At 52.2% G+C, this 19,266-nt stretch carries 16 protein-coding genes and 1 pseudogene; 12 read left to right on the top strand and 5 right to left on the bottom strand.

What is annotated here, in order from left to right; translation table 11 throughout:
- The coding region (locus tag GSQ94_RS11760) for a xylose isomerase (RefSeq protein WP_158944079.1) at window positions 1-905 on the top strand (905 nt) is incomplete at its 5' end.
- A 268-nt stretch (window positions 906-1,173) separates the two neighbouring features.
- On the opposite strand, the gene GSQ94_RS11765 is transcribed toward GSQ94_RS11760, so the two are convergent.
- The 3 genes and pseudogenes from GSQ94_RS11765 to GSQ94_RS11770 form a co-directional block, all read right to left on the bottom strand.
- Entirely contained in the window at window positions 1,174-3,981 is a 2,808-nt protein-coding gene (locus tag GSQ94_RS11765) for a sensor histidine kinase (protein ID WP_254063815.1), read from the bottom strand.
- A 63-nt stretch (window positions 3,982-4,044) separates the two neighbouring features.
- Window positions 4,045-4,212 (bottom strand): annotated as a pseudogene (locus tag GSQ94_RS21835) (two-component regulator propeller domain-containing protein); the annotation flags it as partial.
- Window positions 4,213-4,622: 410 nt separating this feature from the next.
- On the bottom strand, window positions 4,623-5,477 hold the full coding sequence (locus GSQ94_RS11770; protein WP_158944081.1) for an alpha/beta hydrolase: 855 nt from the start codon (window positions 5,475-5,477) through the stop codon (window positions 4,623-4,625).
- 85 nt (window positions 5,478-5,562) lie between these two features.
- Between GSQ94_RS11770 and GSQ94_RS11775 the strand changes: the two genes are divergently transcribed.
- The 3 genes from GSQ94_RS11775 to GSQ94_RS11785 all read left to right on the top strand — a co-directional run bounded on the left by GSQ94_RS11775 (window position 5,563) and on the right by GSQ94_RS11785 (window position 9,073).
- On the top strand, window positions 5,563-7,002 hold the full coding sequence (locus tag GSQ94_RS11775) for an amino acid permease (protein ID WP_174240928.1): 1,440 nt from the start codon (window positions 5,563-5,565) through the stop codon (window positions 7,000-7,002).
- Window positions 6,999-8,183, top strand: coding sequence for an aminotransferase class V-fold PLP-dependent enzyme (locus tag GSQ94_RS11780; protein ID WP_158944082.1), 1,185 nt, complete (start codon window positions 6,999-7,001; stop codon window positions 8,181-8,183). The genes GSQ94_RS11775 and GSQ94_RS11780 overlap by 4 nt, the downstream gene beginning before the upstream one ends.
- A gap of 341 nt (window positions 8,184-8,524) precedes the next feature.
- Window positions 8,525-9,073, top strand: a complete 549-nt coding sequence (locus tag GSQ94_RS11785; RefSeq protein ID WP_158944083.1) for an alpha/beta hydrolase — start codon at window positions 8,525-8,527, stop codon at window positions 9,071-9,073.
- Window positions 9,074-9,677: 604 nt separating this feature from the next.
- On the opposite strand, the gene GSQ94_RS11790 is transcribed toward GSQ94_RS11785, so the two are convergent.
- Window positions 9,678-10,562 (bottom strand): 5'-3' exonuclease H3TH domain-containing protein, encoded by an 885-nt coding sequence (locus GSQ94_RS11790; protein WP_158944084.1) that lies wholly within the window; start codon window positions 10,560-10,562, stop codon window positions 9,678-9,680.
- A 166-nt stretch (window positions 10,563-10,728) separates the two neighbouring features.
- Here GSQ94_RS11790 and GSQ94_RS11795 point away from each other — a divergent pair, with 166 nt between their 5' ends.
- The 4 genes from GSQ94_RS11795 (at window position 10,729) to GSQ94_RS11810 (ending at window position 14,667) form a co-directional block, all read left to right on the top strand.
- Window positions 10,729-10,980: a RidA family protein gene (locus tag GSQ94_RS11795; protein ID WP_254063816.1), complete on the top strand. Its 252-nt coding sequence runs from the start codon at window positions 10,729-10,731 to the stop codon at window positions 10,978-10,980.
- A 129-nt stretch (window positions 10,981-11,109) separates the two neighbouring features.
- The gene (locus GSQ94_RS11800) at window positions 11,110-11,568 is read left to right on the top strand and encodes a hypothetical protein (RefSeq protein ID WP_158944085.1); all 459 of its coding nucleotides are present in this window, start codon (window positions 11,110-11,112) and stop codon (window positions 11,566-11,568) included.
- Between the two features lies 1 nt (window position 11,569).
- A complete protein-coding gene (locus GSQ94_RS11805; protein WP_158944086.1) occupies window positions 11,570-12,712 on the top strand; it encodes a hypothetical protein in 1,143 nt (380 codons plus the stop codon).
- A gap of 8 nt (window positions 12,713-12,720) precedes the next feature.
- The gene (locus tag GSQ94_RS11810; RefSeq protein ID WP_158944087.1) at window positions 12,721-14,667 is read left to right on the top strand and encodes a ParA family protein; all 1,947 of its coding nucleotides are present in this window, start codon (window positions 12,721-12,723) and stop codon (window positions 14,665-14,667) included.
- Window positions 14,668-14,815: 148 nt separating this feature from the next.
- Here GSQ94_RS11810 and GSQ94_RS11815 read toward each other — a convergent pair whose 3' ends face one another.
- Window positions 14,816-16,555, bottom strand: coding sequence for an amidase (locus tag GSQ94_RS11815; RefSeq protein WP_216843077.1), 1,740 nt, complete (start codon window positions 16,553-16,555; stop codon window positions 14,816-14,818).
- A gap of 74 nt (window positions 16,556-16,629) precedes the next feature.
- Here GSQ94_RS11815 and GSQ94_RS11820 point away from each other — a divergent pair, with 74 nt between their 5' ends.
- The 4 genes from GSQ94_RS11820 to GSQ94_RS11830 all read left to right on the top strand — a co-directional run bounded on the left by GSQ94_RS11820 (window position 16,630) and on the right by GSQ94_RS11830 (window position 19,140).
- Window positions 16,630-17,049, top strand: coding sequence for a DnaB-like helicase C-terminal domain-containing protein (locus GSQ94_RS11820; RefSeq protein ID WP_158944088.1), 420 nt, complete (start codon window positions 16,630-16,632; stop codon window positions 17,047-17,049).
- A gap of 83 nt (window positions 17,050-17,132) precedes the next feature.
- On the top strand, window positions 17,133-17,261 hold the full coding sequence (locus tag GSQ94_RS21660) for a hypothetical protein (RefSeq protein ID WP_256369970.1): 129 nt from the start codon (window positions 17,133-17,135) through the stop codon (window positions 17,259-17,261).
- Window positions 17,258-17,665 (top strand): DnaB-like helicase C-terminal domain-containing protein, encoded by a 408-nt coding sequence (locus tag GSQ94_RS11825; RefSeq protein ID WP_158944089.1) that lies wholly within the window; start codon window positions 17,258-17,260, stop codon window positions 17,663-17,665. Before GSQ94_RS21660 ends, GSQ94_RS11825 begins: the two co-directional genes overlap by 4 nt.
- A gap of 827 nt (window positions 17,666-18,492) precedes the next feature.
- Complete coding sequence (locus GSQ94_RS11830; RefSeq protein WP_158944090.1) at window positions 18,493-19,140, top strand: PEP-CTERM sorting domain-containing protein; 648 nt, start codon at window positions 18,493-18,495, stop codon at window positions 19,138-19,140.
- The last annotated feature ends 126 nt before the right edge of the window (window positions 19,141-19,266 follow it).

Raw genomic sequence — 19,266 nt, forward strand, 5'->3', positions numbered from 1 at the left:
TATGGGGCACGGCAAATTTGTTCTCTCATCCACGTTTTATGGCGGGCGCTGCCACGAATCCTGATCCGGAGGTATTTGCCTGGTCGGCGACGACGGTCAAACATTGTATGGATCTCACCAAGAGTCTTGGTGGTGCGAACTATGTGCTGTGGGGAGGGCGCGAAGGCTACGAGACTCTTTTAAACACGAACATGGCACAAGAGCTGGAGCAGCTCGGCCGCTTTCTTACTTTGGTCGTAGATTACAAACATAAGATCGGGTTTGAAGGGCAGATACTCATTGAGCCGAAGCCAAAAGAGCCAACTGCTCATCAATATGATTTCGATGTCGCTACCGTCTACGGTCTACTGAAGAGATTCGGTCTGCAGGATGAAGTCAGGGTTAATATTGAAGCCAATCACGCGCTTCTTGCCGGCCATAGCTTTGAGCATGAGATCGCTGCTGCGGCAGCTCTCGGTCTGCTGGGTTCATTAGACATGAATCGCGGCGATCCGCTACTGGGATGGGATACCGATCAGTTTCCCAATGATTTCCAGGCAATAACCATGGCTATGTACCACGTGATACAAGCGGGGGGCCTTGGAAAAGGCGGTTTGAACTTCGATGCGAAGGTGCGGCGACAGAGTTTTGAGCCAGAAGATTTGATCCATGCTCATGTAGGTGCTGTTGATCTATGTGCCCGAGCGTTTCTAGCTGCAGCGAAGATCGCCGAGGACGGACGGTATGCTCAAATGCTCAAGGAACGTTATTCGGGTTGGCAGACAGGTCAAGCCCAGTCCATGCTTAAGGGAGAGTTGACTTTAGATCAAATTGCCTCAGCCACCAAGGCGAGTGAATTAAATCCGAAGCCACGTTCTGGGAAGCAAGAGCAGTTTGAAAACTTCTTAGGCAGAATGATCTTGTAAATTGTGACGCAGCACATAGCTCTTGGGCGGTGCTCAACCCGATCAGAATGCGAAGTCTCGAGATGTGTGAGTATTCGACGGCTTTTCGATGTAATGCTGTTTGTGGATTGGCCAGCCATCCATCATGACGACGAAATTGCTTCAGATTCACGCAAGCCTGAACCCAGAAATTTGATGAGCCTGTACGAATCCGGTCAAACTAACGACCAAGGCTGCTGGCGACCGATAGTTTCGGCCAGGTTCTTTCGAAGCTCGTTTGTTTGGACAATTACTGCTGGTGGCGTTGCGCAAACTTTCTGTAAAGCCGTGTCATCCAGTTCGCGGAAGGAGCTTTATAGATAAATTTTCCAGGAACTCTTAAGGTGACGTCTGTGCCTTGTAGAGAACTCAAAACTGAAATTTTGGCGCCGATCCGTGTAGCTCTCTCGCGCATACCAGTCAACCCATAGTGTCCAGTTTTGCCAGTATTTAAAGTGGACGGATCGATTCCCTTACCATTATCGCGAATGCGTAGTTGCAGGTTCTCGTTATAGTTAAGTTCTATGCTGACGAGCGTTCCCGCTGAGTGAAGACAGGCGTTGCGTATCGCTTCATCCCCGATGCGGTACACCTCATCGGTTGCGATCGGCTGCATTTCTCTAGCTTTTCCTGTCACAGATATGTTCAGCCTCATTGTCTTATCGGTAACGCAATCGTTGAAAGATTTGCGAAAAGCCGCGGGGAGGTCGTTGTCTTCTATCGTCGAATGACGAAGAGACTCGAGTGCGGCTCTACCCTCTAGCGATGCGCGCTCTGCCCATTCCGCGATGCGTGTGGTGAACATTCGCGCAGTAGGTTCCTGCAAAGTCTCATTTGCTTGATCTGCGACCATCTTGATGCCTTGTATGGTCTGGAGTAATGTGTCGTGGAGATCGCGCGCGAGCCTCGTACGCTCTTCGAGTCTGGCGTTGAAACGCAACTTGATTACTGTGCCATACCGGCGCATCCGAAGCAGGTAGATCGAATAAGCGATTATTAAAGCCAGGAACATGCACAGCAGCCGGAACCAGAGCATCTCATACCAGGAACGAGGAACTGTGAAGTTGAAGGCCGCACCTTGCGCGTTCCAAACACCTTTGTTATTGCATGCAACAACGCGAAATGTATAATGCCCAGGACGAAGATCGGTATAAAAAGCCTGCCGCCGAATTCCAGCGTCGGTCCAATCTCGATCATGTCCTTCAAGCCGATAGCGGAATCGTACCTTGTCAGGATTGACATAGCTAAGACCTGCGTAGTCGAGCTGAACCTCGCGTGGGCCGAGGGGGAGTTTAAGATGGTCTCCTATTGGAAGTTCAACGTGGTCGACGACCAAGTGCTCAATATAGACAGGAGGAGGAATAGGGTACTGCGGAAGATTTGTGGTATCGATGACTTGTGCAACTCGCCCGTTACCAGACCAGATCTTCCCTTCGGCCGAGAGCACAGGCTCGGCAGATCCGAGAGCTCCGGATCCAGGTCTGAATCCGTCAGTAACGTCGAAGGTCGTTGTCTCCATTCGATACTGAGGATCCTTCCACCAATGTTCCAATTCTTCGTTCCGAATTTGAACCAGTCCACAAGATAGATAGAGCCAATGAGAATTCACATGATCGTCAACAATATTGGAGCCGGAACCACATGCGAGGCCATTCTGCGTTACAAGTTGCTGTATCCTGCCATTCTTATAGCGGAAGATATTGTGCAGTGTCGTAAAGATCCAAAGGCTGCCGTCCGATTCTGCCTTCAGCCGATAGACACCTCCATCAAGCTCCTTCAGAGGGATAGGTTCGAATTGTCCGTCATGCAACCAGAACAGTCCATGTCGGTAGCCACCCGCCCATAGACCTTCCTGAGGATGAGGCGCGGCGAGCATTATTTGATGATTGGAGGGGGTGCTCCTTTCCGCAATATGAGTTCCATCGACGCGTAAGAGCGAATCCATTTCTCTCGTGGGACCAAGAGCCGTAACCCATATTTCCCCCTTGTTGTCTTCTGTCATGCCATACGCCGCGACATAGTTTGTTCCGTCTTTCTCGGTTGAGACAGCGACGAAGCGACCTTCCCGGTAGTAAAAGAGCCGTCCCGCGAGGTCGGTTATCCACATCGTATTTCGAGAGTCGCGGTAGAGCCTGGCGACACTATCTGTCGGCAGACCGTGTCCGGGACGGAGGATTGAGATGTGCTTATTCCTCATAATATTCAGGGCATGGCGCGTACCAATCCATACATCATTATCGGGAGCCACTCCGATTGCCTGAACAGATTCGTCCGAAATGCCCTCGCGAGTAGTAAAGGTGAGCACGGAAAGATCCCGAAAGATATCTATACCCGCATCGGTGAGAACCCAGATGTTTCCTTCGCGGTCTTTAAAGATACCGTTTACTGCGTCTCCAGTGAGTCCGTAGGTTGTGTCGAAGCGATCGAGGGTGCCGTTGTGAAGTTTGTAGAGTCCATTGCTGACGGTTCCGATCCACAGTGAATCTCCATCGTCGGCGAGCAGATGTCTTATCGATAGCTTGCTACCGTCAACCTGAGGCGTGACGTAACTGTTCCATTTGCCGTTAGAGAATCTGAGCAGGCCGCGCCCCGGGCCTGCACCAACCACGCCCGCCCAAAGAGAGCCATCTTCGAGGATTGAAAATGACGCAACATAGGCATTTCCGGTTTGAGTACTCCCTATATGAACAAAAGGGTATGTTGCTGGACTGGCATTATTCCGCCAGTGATCAATGCCTTCGGTGTTACCTACCCAGACGGAGCCGGGCTTGTCGGAGAAGATGGAATATCCGCCATGTACTTCAAAACCGTCATGGGTTCCTAAGCAGCTAATAACCTTCTCGCCTACCCGACAGAGCACATGGAAGCCGTCCTCGTCACCTCTCTGGGCCATCCAGATCGCACCTTCCTTCTCCTCGATCAGTGGCCTGATGTCCAATAAGTGACCGGGATAAATGTAGATATGACCCTGTCTCAGACGTGCGAGGCCGCCCCCCGTTCCTATATAAAGACTTCCGTCGCTGGCGCCAAGAAGAGAGTAGATATCCTGATTCGGCAACCGCTGGCTGCCCTGAGATATCCAACGAGTGAACCGCACACCATCGAAACGATAGAGGCCATCTGAGGTGCCTATCCAGATGTACCCATCTTTAGTCTGGGCGATTGCGGTAGGTGTTGCATCCAGTCCGGCTTGCCCCAGCCTCCAGATTGTGTGACCGTACTGCGAGATGTTGGTAGAAGGCTCAAGTCCCCATATAAAGCGGCAGAACAAGAGAGTGGTGCAAAACATCAATTTGATGAGTTGATGAGAAGATCTGTCGAATTTTCGGCAGCCTCGCTGCCGGCTTGCCGTATTTATTCGGAGTAGCAAGGACAAGACCTTTGAGTGCTGGAAGTGACAAATCGGACAGTGAACATGAAGTTCGTATCGATGACTCAATACGCTCTCGAAAGAAAACCGCAACCATATGATTTATCAAACAGGCGACTCCTGCCAAGTTGATTGAGGCTCTGGTGTGGCATCCAGATTACCTCATCCTAGAGGTGATGATCTATAAACTGCTTGGTCCTCTATGTCTGCGTCTTGAGTGGCAGGTGCCCAACTGGTTGTTTTATTTTGGGCTCTTTCTGAAAGATAGCGGCCAGATTGGAAGTCGATGTTAGGCCGCACGACGTAGAGACAGGTCGACTCCATTGCGGTTAGGGATGAGGGCGAGCTTGTTTTGAATTGAACAAGAGACTGCGAACAGTTTCGCTTACAGTTCTCCACGCCTCACTCTCGGGATCAACTACATCGAAGTGGTCCGCTGACGGTATCATCTCTACCTTTACTTCGTCACCGGCTCCGCGAGCGAGGATAGCCCAGCGCGAAGGCAGGCCAAGCGGAATCTGGTCGTCCTTTGTGCCTTGAATCAGAAATTGTGGCATATTGAACGGCAAAAGATCGCCAGGATTGCCAGCCTTGTATCTTTCCGGCAGCAGATCTGGCGGGCCGCCCATCAGCGCGTAGACCTCATGCCGGTCATGCGCGAACGTGAAATATCCCGACAGGTCGATAGTCAGACGTAGATCAACAGCGCCTGCCAGAGCTATGGTGCCGAGCAACGATACATGCGACGGCAATATGGCAAGTTCATGGTGAGGCTCAATGTGATGTCTGCCCGCGACCCAGAAGGCTAGATGGCCGCCTGCCGAGTGACCCATTGTTATCACGCGCTCAAGGTCGAAAGGATAGGTCTTGGCCAGTGTTCTTACAAACTCGAGGCCTGCGGCTGCATCCTCGAAAGTTGTTGGCCAGCCGCCACCGGTCTCGCCTACTCTTCTGTACTCGACGGACCAGCTTGCAATTCCTATGCTCTTGAGCGCAGCGCAGAGATGTCCCGCATACGCGAGGTCATACTTAGACTTCCACCATCCGCCATGAAAGAAGACTATAAGCGGAAATAGAGACTTGTTCTTCGTTTGGGGAATCCACAGATCACCAAACTGATATGGATTCGTTCCATAGAAGATGCGATGGTCTGCATTAGGGGCGGGGCGGGAAAGAACGTCCATCTTAGAAAGACTCACCGATCACGGGTCTGGATTGCATGACCCTAGCAAAATCTCCGACACACTCTGCTGAGTTTATAGTTGCTCTATGGGCTTGACCGAAACTTCCGGCTTTGATGAGATTACGAAACGAGAGGGTGGCCTTCGACGCGGCCTGTCTTCGCGGCAGCTTTCGATGATTGCCATCGGCGGCGCTATCGGCACTGGACTCTTCCTAGGGTCAAGCTTTGCGATTGGATTTGCCGGACCTTCTGTCTTACTCAGCTATCTCATCGGTGCGGTGATCACGCTTCTCCTCATGGGCTGCATGGCGGAGATGACTGTGGCGCATCCGACTTCCGGCTCCTTCGGAGCATGGGCTGAATTTTATCTCTCCCCGCTCGCTGGCTTCTTGGTGAGGTTTGCTTACTGGGCTGGTGTTGTCTTCGCCCTTGGAACGGAGATCACCGCCGTTGCAGTTTACATGCGCTTTTGGTTTCCTGCGGTTCCAGGGTGGTGCTGGATCTGTGGATTCACGCTAATTCTCGTTCTTGTTAATGCCTTCAATGTGCGACTCTTCGGAGCCGTGGAGTACAGCTTTTCTGCGTTGAAGGTAACAGCGATCATAGCATTTCTTATCCTTGGAGCTTGGGTAGTCTCCTCCGCCTCTGGGCACGCTTCTACCGCCGAGGGCACACCAATCGGCTTTGGTAATTATTTCGCGTATGGCGGTTTTTTCCCCAAGGGTGCTTGGGGTATGTGGGTCGCTGTCCTGGTGTCTTTGTTCAGTTATTTTTCCATTGAGATGATAGCGGTTGCGGCAGGCGAAGCAAAAGATCCGCAGCGCGCAATTACCACAGCATTCCGCGCGACGATGTTTCGACTCGTTCTCTTCTACATCCTTACCCTGGCTCTTATCTTGGCCATTGTGCCATGGCCGATGACTGCCTCAGGAGCAACGCAGTCGCCCTTCGTCACGGTCATGATGCGCACGCACATCGCCGGGGCAGCCGGGGCGGTCAACTTCATCATATTGATCGCTGCGCTCTCCGCGATGAACAGTCAACTCTACATCTGCACGCGCATGCTCTTTTCGCTCTCACGTGCCGGGTTTGCTCCACGCAGATTGGGAGCGCTGACACGTTACGGAGTGCCAATCGCGGCGCTTCTCGTTTCGACGGTCGGCATCGGTCTTGCTGCGATTCTCAACGTTCTTTATCATGATCGATCCTTCCTCTTGATGCTTGCGATATCTATGTTTGGTCCTATGTTCACATGGCTGATGATCTTTGTTACTCATCTGAAGTTTCGCCAGCTGAACCTGAAAACTGAACTGCCATTCCGCATGTGGGGATATCCGTACACGAGTCTGCTCGGAGCTGGGTTGATGTCTGCTGCGCTCGTCACGACGCTCTTTACTACGGCATTCCGGCCGACGCTGATCTACGGCATCCCATTTCTCCTTGTGCTGACATCGGTGTACTTCCTCCGAAGCAGCCGAGTGTCACCTTTAGCATCTCAGCCTGTAAAGGATCCGCATTTGCCATGAGCCTGACATCACCTCCGTCATCTTCATCGACTGCAGCAGATCCGCTTCTGATCTGGCGCTCTGAGTTCCCGATCCTTCAACACACGACCTACATGATCAGCCACTCTCTAGGACCAATGCCTCGTCGCGTCCAGACCGCGATGCAGGAGTTTACGAACACGTGGGCCACCCGTGGCATTCGGGCATGGGAAGAGGGTTGGTGGATGATGCCAATTACCTGCGGTAACCTCGTCGGTTCGATCATCGGAGCACCCAAGGGTCGAGTAGTCATGCATCAGAACGTATCTATCTGCCAGTCCATCATTACGTCGTGCTTCGATTGGAATGGAAGACGCAACAAGCTAGTTACCGATGGACTCAATTTTCCATCAAATGATTACATCTACCACGGCCTTGAGCGACTGGGCGCAGAGATCGTTTCCGTGTCGTCTCAGGATGGCTTGACGATACCGCTAGAACGGATCCTCGACGCTATTGACGAACGGACTCAGCTTGTAAGTATCTCGCATGTAGCGTTTCGAAGTTCATATCTTCAAGACCTGGCTGCCATCACACAGAAGGCTCATGAAGTGGGGGCTTTGATCGTCGCCGACTTATATCAATCTGCAGGTATCGTACCTCTCGATGTAACTGCATTGGATCTCGATTTTGCTACTGGAGGATCGGTTAAGTGGCTCCTGGGCGGCCCCGGAGCGGGTTATCTGTATGTGCGTCCTGACCTCGATCTGAAGTTACATCCAGCCGCAACCGGCTGGGCTGCTCACGCACATCCTTTCGAGTTCATGAGCGGGCCAATCGATTATGCGCCGGATATTCGCCGCTTTCTCAACGGAACGCCAAATGTCCCGGCAATGTACTCTGTCAAGTCGGGTTATGAGATTGTTCATGAGATTGGTGTTGAGGCGATCCGCGCAAAGTCGCAGCGACAAACACAAAGGCTTATATCACTTGCCCAAGATGCAGGCATGGTTGTACACAGCCCCCTCGATCCTGAAGCACGCGGTGGCACAGTCATTCTCGACGTATCCAACGGCCGGGAAGTTACGGCAGAGTTGACACGAAGGCAAATTCTGGTGGATTTTCGACCCGGAGCAGGCATCCGCATAGCTCCGCATTTCTACACGTCCGACGACGAGATCGAATACGCCATTCATGAATTGCAGTCGATTATTGATGCTTGATTCGAGATCGGCAATCAGATCAGGGTCGCTCGGCGCGATCGCGCCATTGCTGGATTTCTGCGCTTGCAGCATATTGAAGTCCATGATCATTGCAAATCAGCTCAAAATGAGCTGGGTTTGCTCCGAGAGACTGACCAAGGACAACGTCCTACTGGTCCTGTTCTATATGACATTGAGCTGCTGCTTGAATATCTTGCGGCTTCAATAAGCCGCTGCACGATCCCGGCAGAAACGGAATCCTAAGTGCAGAAGCAAGCTGGTCTTGGGCCAGATAAATAGATATTGCATGGATTGGATAATAGGGATGTGCGACCAACGCCGAACCATGGAGAGCTCACTCGATGCATACACCACTTTTGATGCTGCCCGGCCTCAACAACTCAGGACCTCAACACTGGCAGACCACATGGCAACGACGTAGGGCCGACGCATTGAGATTGGAACCTAACAGCTGGACAGCTCCCGAACTGGACGACTGGATGTTAGCGCTTTCCCGATCGATCGAGGCGTGCACGGTTCCTCCGATTCTTGTAGCCCACAGCATGGGATGCCTTCTATGCGTCAACTGGGCGATTCTCCATCGTTTGGACCTCTCAATTCGAGGCGCGTTCCTTGTCGCGCCCCCGAACTTCAAGCGGCAGGAGTTTCCAGCTCCCTCTTTCACGCAGATTCCAGAATCGCCGCTCCCTTGTCCCGCACTGGTCGTGGCCAGCACGAATGATCCGTATTGCCCAATTGGCGTGGCAATGGAATTGGCCAAAAAATGGGAGACGGGATTCATTTCTGTTGGGGAGCGCGGTCACATATCAACTGAATCGGGCAAGGGAGACTGGCAGGAGGGGTGGAATTTGCTCGAAGCTTTTGCCGCGGGACTCCGTGTGCAGATTTGAGAGACAACTCTACTCTGGTGAATTGATCTTCTGCGATTCGGCAGTCGCAGCGATTGGCAAACTTGTTGTCCTCATACTTGCAGCCTGCTGCGTGTCTAACCGTAGATAGTGATGGAGGATGTGGTTGTTCATGTGTCAATCTCTGGATGTCTCGAGGCAAAAATGACATAAAAATAAAGCCTCCGCTACGAGCGCACTTAGGTTCCCGAGAAATGGGTGCTAAGCAATAACGAAGCCCGGAAAGCCGGACCTTATGGGGGAAGCAACGGTCAATGTCCCGGTATAACTTTGGGCGGTTCCTCATCTTGGGATAGGAACTGGTTAGTACTCTTCAATTGTTGGCCTGAAGCGGACATTTCAGGTTGAGGAGTGCCGCAATCAGGGCAGGCTTTACTTTTCTTAGTAATTTCGGCACCACAACAATTGCAGAACGCCGGCACTAGGCTTCTCCTAAACTTCCTTAGAGGACTTAGATGTACTTACGTTATTGAGAGATTCGAAGAAGAAATGCCGAATCCCTAGCCCTTCGCGGGGCTCTAATCCGGAATGGATTAAAGTTCAGCCATTAAACTCTTATATGGCTCTACCTCTAGTTTGGGTGAGACTAGATCTTGCTGCGTTCGCCAGAACGCGGAGCACGGTTCATCGAGAACTTAGCCTTGTCCAACCGGTCCGCCATAGGTGGAAAATCAGGTGTAGGCCCTGTCCAGAGCAGATCGTCAACAGTTGCGAAAAGGGGAAGATCAGTTCGAAGCGTAGCAAGGTCTCGGAAGAGAAAAGCCAGATCCCGCTTGTTGTTGAAAACTTCGCAGAGGCTCTTCAGATTGGAGACGTTTACCTGCCAATCCTTTGCGTTAGGTGGAATGGCTTCCAGTCTGCCGAAACGCGAGAGGACGGCTGATGCAGACTTCGCACCCCATCCTGGCAGCCCTGGATATCCGTCTGCAGCGTCACCAACTAAGGCAAGATAGTCCGGAATGGAGCTTGGTTTGACTCCAAACTTCTGAACGACTCCCTGTTCATCCCGCTCTAGATGTCTTCGACGGTCAAGTTGCACAACTCGCGTACCTTGAACGCACTGTGCGAGATCTTTATCGGGGGTACTAATAACCACGCGATTGACTCGTAGGTCTTTTCCTGCAAGAAAAGCTGCCGATGCAAGCGCGTCGTCTGCCTCATACTCTTCCATTGCCCACACCACCACCCCGAGCGCGGACAGCGTCTCTTCCAGCAACGGAAACTGGACTAGCAGCTCAGGATCAACACCCTGTCCGGTCTTGTATCCAGGCCACATTCGGTTCCGGAAGGATTCAATCACGTGGTCCGTCGCTACTCCGATGTACGTAGTACCGGCCTGCATCATGCCCAAGAGTGAAGCCAGGACTCCGCGCACGGCAGCCACTTCTCGACCTTCGCTGTCTTTAGCGGATGGGAGGGCGTAAAAATGCCTGAAGAGCTCGTAGGTTCCATCGATGAGGTGCACTTCCACAAGTCCCCCTCAGAGTTTCCAAGTACAAAGTCTAAAAGGAGTTTATTATGTCGCGACAAATCGTCTTTACCTCTAAGACAGCAAAGCCGTCACCAACTTATAGCCAAGCCGTTAGGGCGTCTTTGTGTCCGGCACAGCACCATCGGATCCCGAGACGGGTAAGATCATGGGAACCACAATTCAAGAGCAAACACGGCAATGCCTTTTCAATATTGCCGCCATTTTAGAAGCGGCAGGAACGTCAATGGGAAAAATAGCCAGTGCCACGGTCAGTTTGGCGGACGAGAATGATTTCGCAGGCATGAACGAAGAGTGGATGCAATGGTTTCCAGCGAACCCACCTGCACGCCAGGGTGCCAAGCTGCCGGCACGCATTCCGGGCCTCAAGATCTCAATCGCCATCATTGCCGAGGTTTAGATTGCACTAGATAGGATGGTCTCGAGTTTCGTCGCCAAATTCAGGAGCGGGAACGGTGTCGGCGTAATAAATTTACTGTATTCGACCATTAAGGGTGTGTATTATTCCGCAATATCACTGGAGGAATAAATGACTCCATCTAAGCAAGTCAATCTACCAGATGACTATCACACGACGCTTAGCTCTATATTTGAGTACAACATCCCTCAAGAGCCACCGGTCGATATAGACGTCAGACTTTCCGAAGTTTTGAGAGATGCGGCGGTCCGCTCAAACCAGAAACCAATGGACGCAGGTTGGTCAGACTGGGTAAAATCCGTCGCGGATAATTGTAAAGAAGCTGTTCACGCCGAGCTCTGCTCCCCTGATGGTGGTGGTCTAAAAAAAGAGTACTCTGATTTGGCAGACAAGGGTCTAACGACGGGTGGGATCACCGCCATCAGTTCTGTGATAGTTCAGGTCATCAATCCTGCGTTCGCGGTTTCGTCGGTGCTAATCTATCTCGCGGTCTGGCTTACGAAGTTCGGCTTAAACGCTTGGTGCAAGCTCCCCGCCAAACAGAGAGCTACTGTGAACGAACATGAGTGACATGTTTCATGTCGCTATTAGAAATCAGGGTAAAGACCTCTTCTTGGTGACCGCATCCTGGGCGGGGGAAACGAGTAGTGAATCGGTTAACTTTACTAGTGGGGAGGAATACAAACTAGCCAAGAAGCAGCTGCTACAACGTACACCAGGATTGTCTTTGGTTTCTCTCGATGCGCAGGCGCCAGTGTGTGCACAAATCGGTCGAACTTTATTCGATACATTTATGTCCGCGAGCGTTTTGGCGCTCTTCAGGCAGTATCGTGAAAGTAACGATCCACCGCGTGTTGGACTCCATCTGAGCCGCGAACTCTACCGAGAGCCGTGGGAATTGTTGAAAGACCCCGAAGATGAACAGCAAGGGGACTATTTGTCGCTTATAGGGTCAGTCGTGCGGTTCGACGCAGATAGTGGCGAACCCGACCCGAGAACAAGGCTCATCCCCCCTGCTCGTTCGCTTCGTTGTTTGTTCGTTTCTCCGCAAGCTACGGCGACTCCAGGAGAACAAAGTGTTCCCTACATAAGACCAGAAAATTTTCAGAACGTTGTGTTTGATATAGTGAATCCCCCAACCTATGTGGATTTCATGCGAGCGGCCGATAACGACAAGACGAATCCTGACGGGTTTATTTTTTACGGACACGGCAAAGTAAAAGACGGAATAGGTCACCTCATTTTTGTAGAGCTGCAGGGGCTAATAATGAAGAAGGCCGTCGATGACGTTAGGCGTGGGTCAGCTATAAGCACAGCTCTAGCGACAAAGAGAAATCTTCGTTTCAGTTTTCTAATGGCTTGCGAGACTGCGTGGATAAACGATGACGACGATCAGGATATGAAGTTTGAAGATACCGTTGCAGGAACACTGATGTCCCAAACAAGGATTGGATTTGTGCTGGGCGCACAACTAAAAATTGATTTTGGATCCGCCCACACGTTCCTGATCACGACCCTTCAGCAAGTTCAGGCGGGTGTACCGTTGGACTTGGCGATGAAAATTGGCCGGCGAAATATTCGTGGTTTGTTGCCAGATTCAAATGCCAGGAGCCCATTAGATTGGTGGGTGCCAGTGCTGTATGCAAAATCGACGATGTTCGATATTTTGGCCCCGGAATCCGTTCACCAACCTAATTTGAACATGCCTCTTTAGGGAACGATATGGACGCATATGATCTTTCAAAAGAGCCCACGCCACCCCCGAAGGGCCGCGTCATCTGTTTCACTAGCGCAAAGGGTGGATCAGGTAAGACGGTGTTCGCTGTGTCTACAGCCTATTCGTTGCTAAAAGCTGGTAAGCGCGTTTTATGCATAGATTGCGATTTTTCCACCCGTGGCTTGTCACTATTTTTGCTCTCATCACTGGTAGATGCACCGGGTCTAGACATACCAAGAGAAGGCTGTCTGGCAGAGTCCCTCCTTGATCGATTGGCTGTCGAGAAACTGCAGCCACTTACCATTGCGCACGGTTCGATTGAATTTACCGCGTTACTTTCAAATCGAAACCTCCGACAAGGTGGCATACCAGAAGATCGGCTTCTTGGAAATACCTCGGACGGAGGCAGTTCTCACATAGTTGATATTCCCGTGAAGGAATATTGCAATTACTTCTCTGATATCTGTTCTGCGATGAGAGACAAATTCGACTATGTAGTTGTTGATACACGCGGTGGCTTTGATATCACCACAGTGGTGCCAGCGATCGTTGCTGACTACTACTGCATAGTTATGGAAGCGGATGAAATTTCGATGCAGCAGGTATTTGGACTTAAATCCAAGATTGACGAATACGGAGAACTCCTTGCACAGCAAGTTAAGTTGAAAGGAATCATAGTCAACAAAGCTTTGTACTCGCCAACGGACAAGACGTATCTAGAGGCCGTGTCTCGGCTCTATGGTGGGCAACCTCTCGGCACAGTTCCCATCGATCGGCAGGCGATTCGCGCATACCAAAAAAAGCATCTCGCTCTAGAACTGGTACCCGAAAGCGACTTTTCTTTCTATTCGTTTGCAGTGATAAATAGGATTGTTGGATCTGAGCAATCAAGTTGGTCGGCCACTGAAAAGCAGAACTTTGCGACACAGGGTCAAATCATCCGCCGAAAGTGGTGGCGCCGAACTCAGCTCGATAAGATTCAGACAATAAGTCCCTACATCACCCTCGTTCTGTTCTTTCTCTCGGTGGTTTGTTATTGGTTGAGCACCAAGATCGACGCTGATTGGGCCATTAAGTTGTTGTTTGGCTCTATCGTGAGCACGATATTGTGGTGCGTCGCCGTCCTGTTTATCACCTTGTTTGCTAGGTGGCAGCAGACCGATCTGTTCAGAACGCGTGGATGGTTCACGATAGCGTCGCTGCAAGCAGCGCTGTATCTTTTCGTTGGCGCTGCCTATCTTTCCATTGTTGCGATACCTCATAGACTCTCAAAGGACACTCTACTTACGACAATCAGAGCCCAGCGTCAGACAATCTCAAACCAACAAAGCGAACTTTCAGCCTCGAAGGCTCGACTGAAAGAAGTGCAAGAAAAACTTGAAGTTAATGAAGCCGCCGGACCGACGAACCAACCTTCGATTGCGGCCCCACCTAAATGGTTGGTGCCGTCGGTTGGCAATGACGTGCGCCCGTCGTCAACTGCAACTCAGCGTTTGTCATCTGGTCCACAACCTATTCCTCCATCTATTCCGCTTGGACAGCTGTCGACAACTCCAACTAATGGTCCTCTTCCTTCCGCGGTCCTGTCGCTAACCGGGAATTACCCATCCGGGAGGTTCGGGATCGTCTTATCGAACGATGTTGACCTCGAACCCAAAGGCCCAGGGGCGCCCAGCGCCGCCTTCGAGGCACAACTAGCCGCTCAGATCGGTTGCAACGGGGTAACGATGTACCACAAAGAAGGCTATTATCAAACGGTTGTCCCATTTGACACCGAGCGCGACGCTCTTAACGCCCTCCCTCAACTCAATACCTGGAGCGGCGGTCATTGGAAAACTGCCTATTTTCGGCCGCTTGATGCTTTATGTCCGCGACCAATCCAAAAGGGCTCCATCTCTCCAAAGGGGCTCGATATTCCGGTAAATTTCTGCGAATCCAGCCTGAAAAATTAGCGATTTCGCACCACTAAAGTTCTTAGAGGGGAGAGAAGTCGGCACGACTAATTAGTGGTCGAACGGGCGGGGCTTTCCTCCAGCATTTTCGATTGCCGAAAACCGAATTAGGGGAAGCTTTACTTGAGCGCGTACCGATCTAATTCTGTCAGCGCTCCAGTGGAGCCAGCCACTGAGCGCTCGGCTTTACTTCCTCGATCGATGGAATGAAGCCCGGCAAAATCTTTATCTTCGCTGCTTGCTCATACGCGTAGCCGTATCCGAGCAGTCGCGCTTCGCTCCACGCTGGACCAATGAAGGATAAGCCTACCGGAAGTCCTAGCACCGCGCCCATTGGAACGGTCAAGTGCGGATAGCCTGCCACCGCAGCTAGTCCCCCGGCACCTCCACCGCTGATCTGATCTCCATTCGCAACGTCTATCTTCCAGGCTGGTGGCATGGTCGGGGATACCAGCGCATCGAGGTGGTTTGCCGCAAGCATTGCATCGATACCATCGTGTCCGGCAATCCTAAGAGACAAAGCGCGTGCAGTTTTGTAGGCAGGATCGTCCAGCCCATTCGTTGCCTCGGACTTTATGAAGGTTTCCTGACCGAAGAGCGCGAGCTCGCGTTGAGCATGAGTTGTGTTAAATGCGATCACGTCGGCGAGCGAGCGCGTCTTCACTGTCTCGGGGGTTGTCGCGAGATAAGCGTTCAGATCCGCCTTGAGCTCAGTTTGGAGTACCAAATTCTCCGCTTCGCCGATCTTGTCTCGGTCTTTTAGTTCCGCGATATCGACAAGCGTCGCGCCTTGCTTCTTCAACATAGTCAGTGCCTGTTCAAACACCTCGTCGGTCTTCACAGACCATCCTGTTGCGAAGCGGAGCACGCCAATTCTCGCGCCCTTTAGAGCATCGGGCTTTAACGCTGTCAAATAGTCGGCAACGTGCGCATCGGCGTCCTTCGTTGCCGAGTCCGCACTGTCTGTACCCGCAATGGCGCTGAGCACGCGCGCCGCGGTCGTAACATCGACAGCAATCGGCCCGGCGGTGTCCTGACTATGACTAATAGGGATGATCCGAGTGCGACTGACGAGACCAACGGTAGGTTTTAGTCCCACGACGCCGTTCACCGCTGCGGGGCAAGTGATCGATCCATCAGTCTCGGTGCCGATAGCGGCCTCAACCTCGCCGGCGGCCACCGCAGCCGCGCTACCGGAGGAAGAGCCACAAGGATTTCGATCTAGAGCATACGGATTGTGCGTCTGGCCACCCACTCCGCTCCAGCCTGAGATCGAAGCGTTTGAACGAATGTTTGCCCACTCGGATAAATTTGTCTTACCGAGAATCACCGCATCCGCCCCGCGAAGACGGGTAACCAGCGGCGCATCGCGATGCGTTACGTTATCGAGGAGCGCCATGCTCCCCGCGGTCGTGGGGAGTGGTCCAGCCGCTTCGATGTTGTCCTTCAGCAGAATCACGCGCCCGTAAAGCAGCCCCCGCGCCTTTGTCTGCCGGTCGATCGCTCTCGCCTGTTCAAGCGCCGTCGGGTCGAGCGCGAGCACCGCATGAATCTTCGGATCTAATGTCCTTACTCGCGCAGTTGCTGCCTCGGTCGCCATCTCAGCGCTGGACGCTTCCTTCGAGGATCGGTTCGGATCTAAGGTCTGTCCAGCACACGAAACCGTCAACAAAAGGACGAGCAAAGTTGAAGTCATGTCGTATGTTCTCACGTCTACGGCTGGCTCGCTGCCTTCAATCAGGGAAGCTACCCGGCCCTTGGCAACGCTCTGGTCAATGTCGCGCCCGTCTCCGCAGCCGCTGCACAGATCGAGCTTCGTCAGCGGACCGGCGGCTTCAACCTGCTCTCTGCTAAAGCAACTGCTACTTTCGTGGGACCACCAAGGCATGTTTTTTCCCGTAATATTGCTAATTGTCATCCGAGCGCTGATAGTAGTCGCCAGGGCTGTGGAAGACTCCCTGAGTGCGGCTGACCCTATCTCAATTCGTCGAACGGTGGCGAGCTGCCTCACTGTCCGAACGCAGCGGAGCGCAGTCGCACTTCATAGATCTCTGCGACATGCTTGGTCAGCCCCACCCAGCAGCAGCCGATGGTATTGGGAAACGATTTGCATTGGAAAAGCCCGTCTCTAAAGTCTATGGCGGCTATGGATTTGCCGATATTTGGCGACGTGATCACTTCGTGTGGGAGTACAAGGAGAGCCGAGGCCTCCCAAGTGGTGTGCCAGGGCTCGACCTCATGACCCGCGGATACCAGCCCGGCGAGATCACGATCATCGGTGCAAAGTCAGGAGTGGGGAAGACAAGCCTGTTGATTCAGTCAGCTATCGCGAATGTGAGCCAAGGTGATCCCGTGCTGTTCTCCCTCGAGATGACCCGGTAGCAACTTCTTCGACGTATCCTCTGCGCTGTGTATGGAGTTCCGTTTCCTCGCGTACGTGATACGAAGTGGGCACCAGTCAGGACATGGATTCACTCACAAGTGCTGCTGTGGAGATTGAGAAGTGGCCTTTGCACATCGTCGACGCTTCGGGAATATCGATTGAGAAGGAAGATTGCCGCGGCGTCACGGTTAGCTATCAGGCCATGGCGTGAAGCTAGTTGGTGTCGACTACTGCCAGATCGTAAGCTCACAGGGCAGGGACGAGCGTTTGCGCGTTGCGGCTATCTCCCGTGGCCTTACTCGCCTCGCGAAGGATGAGCAGGTTCCTGTCGTCGTCCTTTCCCAGCTTTCCCGGCCGGACCGCACGAATGCGAACCGCCGGCCAACGATGAGCGATCTTCGTGAGTCCTCACAACTCGAGAATGACGCACATTGCATCGTCCTCGCTCACAGGGAGTGGGATCAGGAGTACGGGAAGCTGAAGTCCGATGGCGTCCTCATCATCGCTAAGCAGAGGAGGGGAGAAACGGGATCGTTCCCAATCAATTACGACAAGAGCACGCTCACTTTCGAGGGCGTCTCGGCAGATGCGAAACAAATGGCAAGAGCCTCATGAACAACAACACCATGCAACGAGATCAATCCTGAGGAGACATCAAGATGGACGAGCTACTTTCGATTCCCGGATAATGACAGCAGCGCCGCCCGTGATAAAACGGTCTTTCCCGAACTCGTCTTTTTTCTTAATACCCACAGCTATTGTGGCTCTGCGAACGAGATCAGACAAAGAGGCTGAATACTGCACTCCACCTCCGAGTGTGGCGCTGCCAGATATTGTCGCTCCGCCCCCCAGAACCGCTTGCGCACTAGACCCTACTGGTGAGAACCCGCATACAAGAGTGATTGGTAAGATTTTGTTGATCATGTCGTACACATCTTTTAAATTCCTCTGCTTCAAGGTGCGCACAGCTTACCAGCAATCCCACAAAGATGGTGATATCCAACCACTAGAACAAGACCCCATTGCGCGAGCGGATACAACTAAAGTTTTGAACGGCTTCTTCTCAAACACAATGCACAGCCCCATCATGGGAACAGAGACGAAGTACAGGAGACTTTTTATGAAGAGCTTGAAGAGTTGCATGCTTGTAGTTGCCCTGGTTGCGGCGATCCTAACTGCATGTGTACCGGCAGCGTCAGCACAGGTTGTGGTCAGAGTTGGGCCGCATCACCATCACCGACACTACAGACATCATCATCGCTACCATCACTATCGGTAAACCGAGACCAAAACCCCATTCCTTGCAGACTTACCATTGGATGGGGCTTTTCGTGTGAGTATGTGCAAAATCTTTCACATTGAAACGAGCCGTGGGAGAGAGCACTATTCGGAGACGATTCACTCTTGGGTGAAGCTCCACGATCTATGCTGAGGTGTTCGCGATGCGTTTATTAGCAGCTGTCTTGGCTGGGACATTACTTGGATTTTCCACGTTTGCTCTGGCGGATGACGTGACCTTTAGAGTCACCGAAGATGCGACAGGGACTTATGGAAATCAGACGTTCACCAACGTACCCTTGACTCTAAGCCTCACCTACAACGCTTATGAGTTGAGCCAAGCCATCCTTTTCGGCTACTACGGTCCCAATGATTTTCAATTCGGACAACTTCCCAACACTTCCACACTCAGCATAGCCGGAGTCGGCACATTTCAAATGGATCTCGGAGTCAACTCTGTTTATGAAGGGGCGGAGATTTACGAGGAAGACGATGTCGGCAATTTAGGGCTGATGTTCGACCTAACCGTGCCGAACTTTCAGCAATCGGTTGGACCCGTAACGCAAACTATCGGCTACACCGATCCCACGGTTGGTTGCGTGCCAGATATCCATAGTTCCTGCCCCCCATTCTTTTACACAGGCCTAACCCCCCCTGTGTATGTCACCTCTTTAGGTGGAACCTGGACACAAGAGTTTATAGTGGGGTCTTCTGCGCCTGCGCCTACACCGGAACCATCCTCACTATTGTTGTTCGGGACGGGAATTCTCGCGATGGGTCTATTGATGCGTCGTAGGTTTCTTCCAAGCTAGGTCCAACTAGTCAGTACGATCATTACCGAGAATGTATGGTCCGCCGCAGGACTGCAAGGGAGAAGCTACGTGCGATAGACAAGTCTGCGGCAATGTATCCGGCCTTTGAGTGGAGATCGTCTCTCC

The sequence above is a fragment of the Granulicella sp. S190 genome (assembly GCF_009766095.1).
GTDB lineage: Bacteria > Acidobacteriota > Terriglobia > Terriglobales > Acidobacteriaceae > Edaphobacter.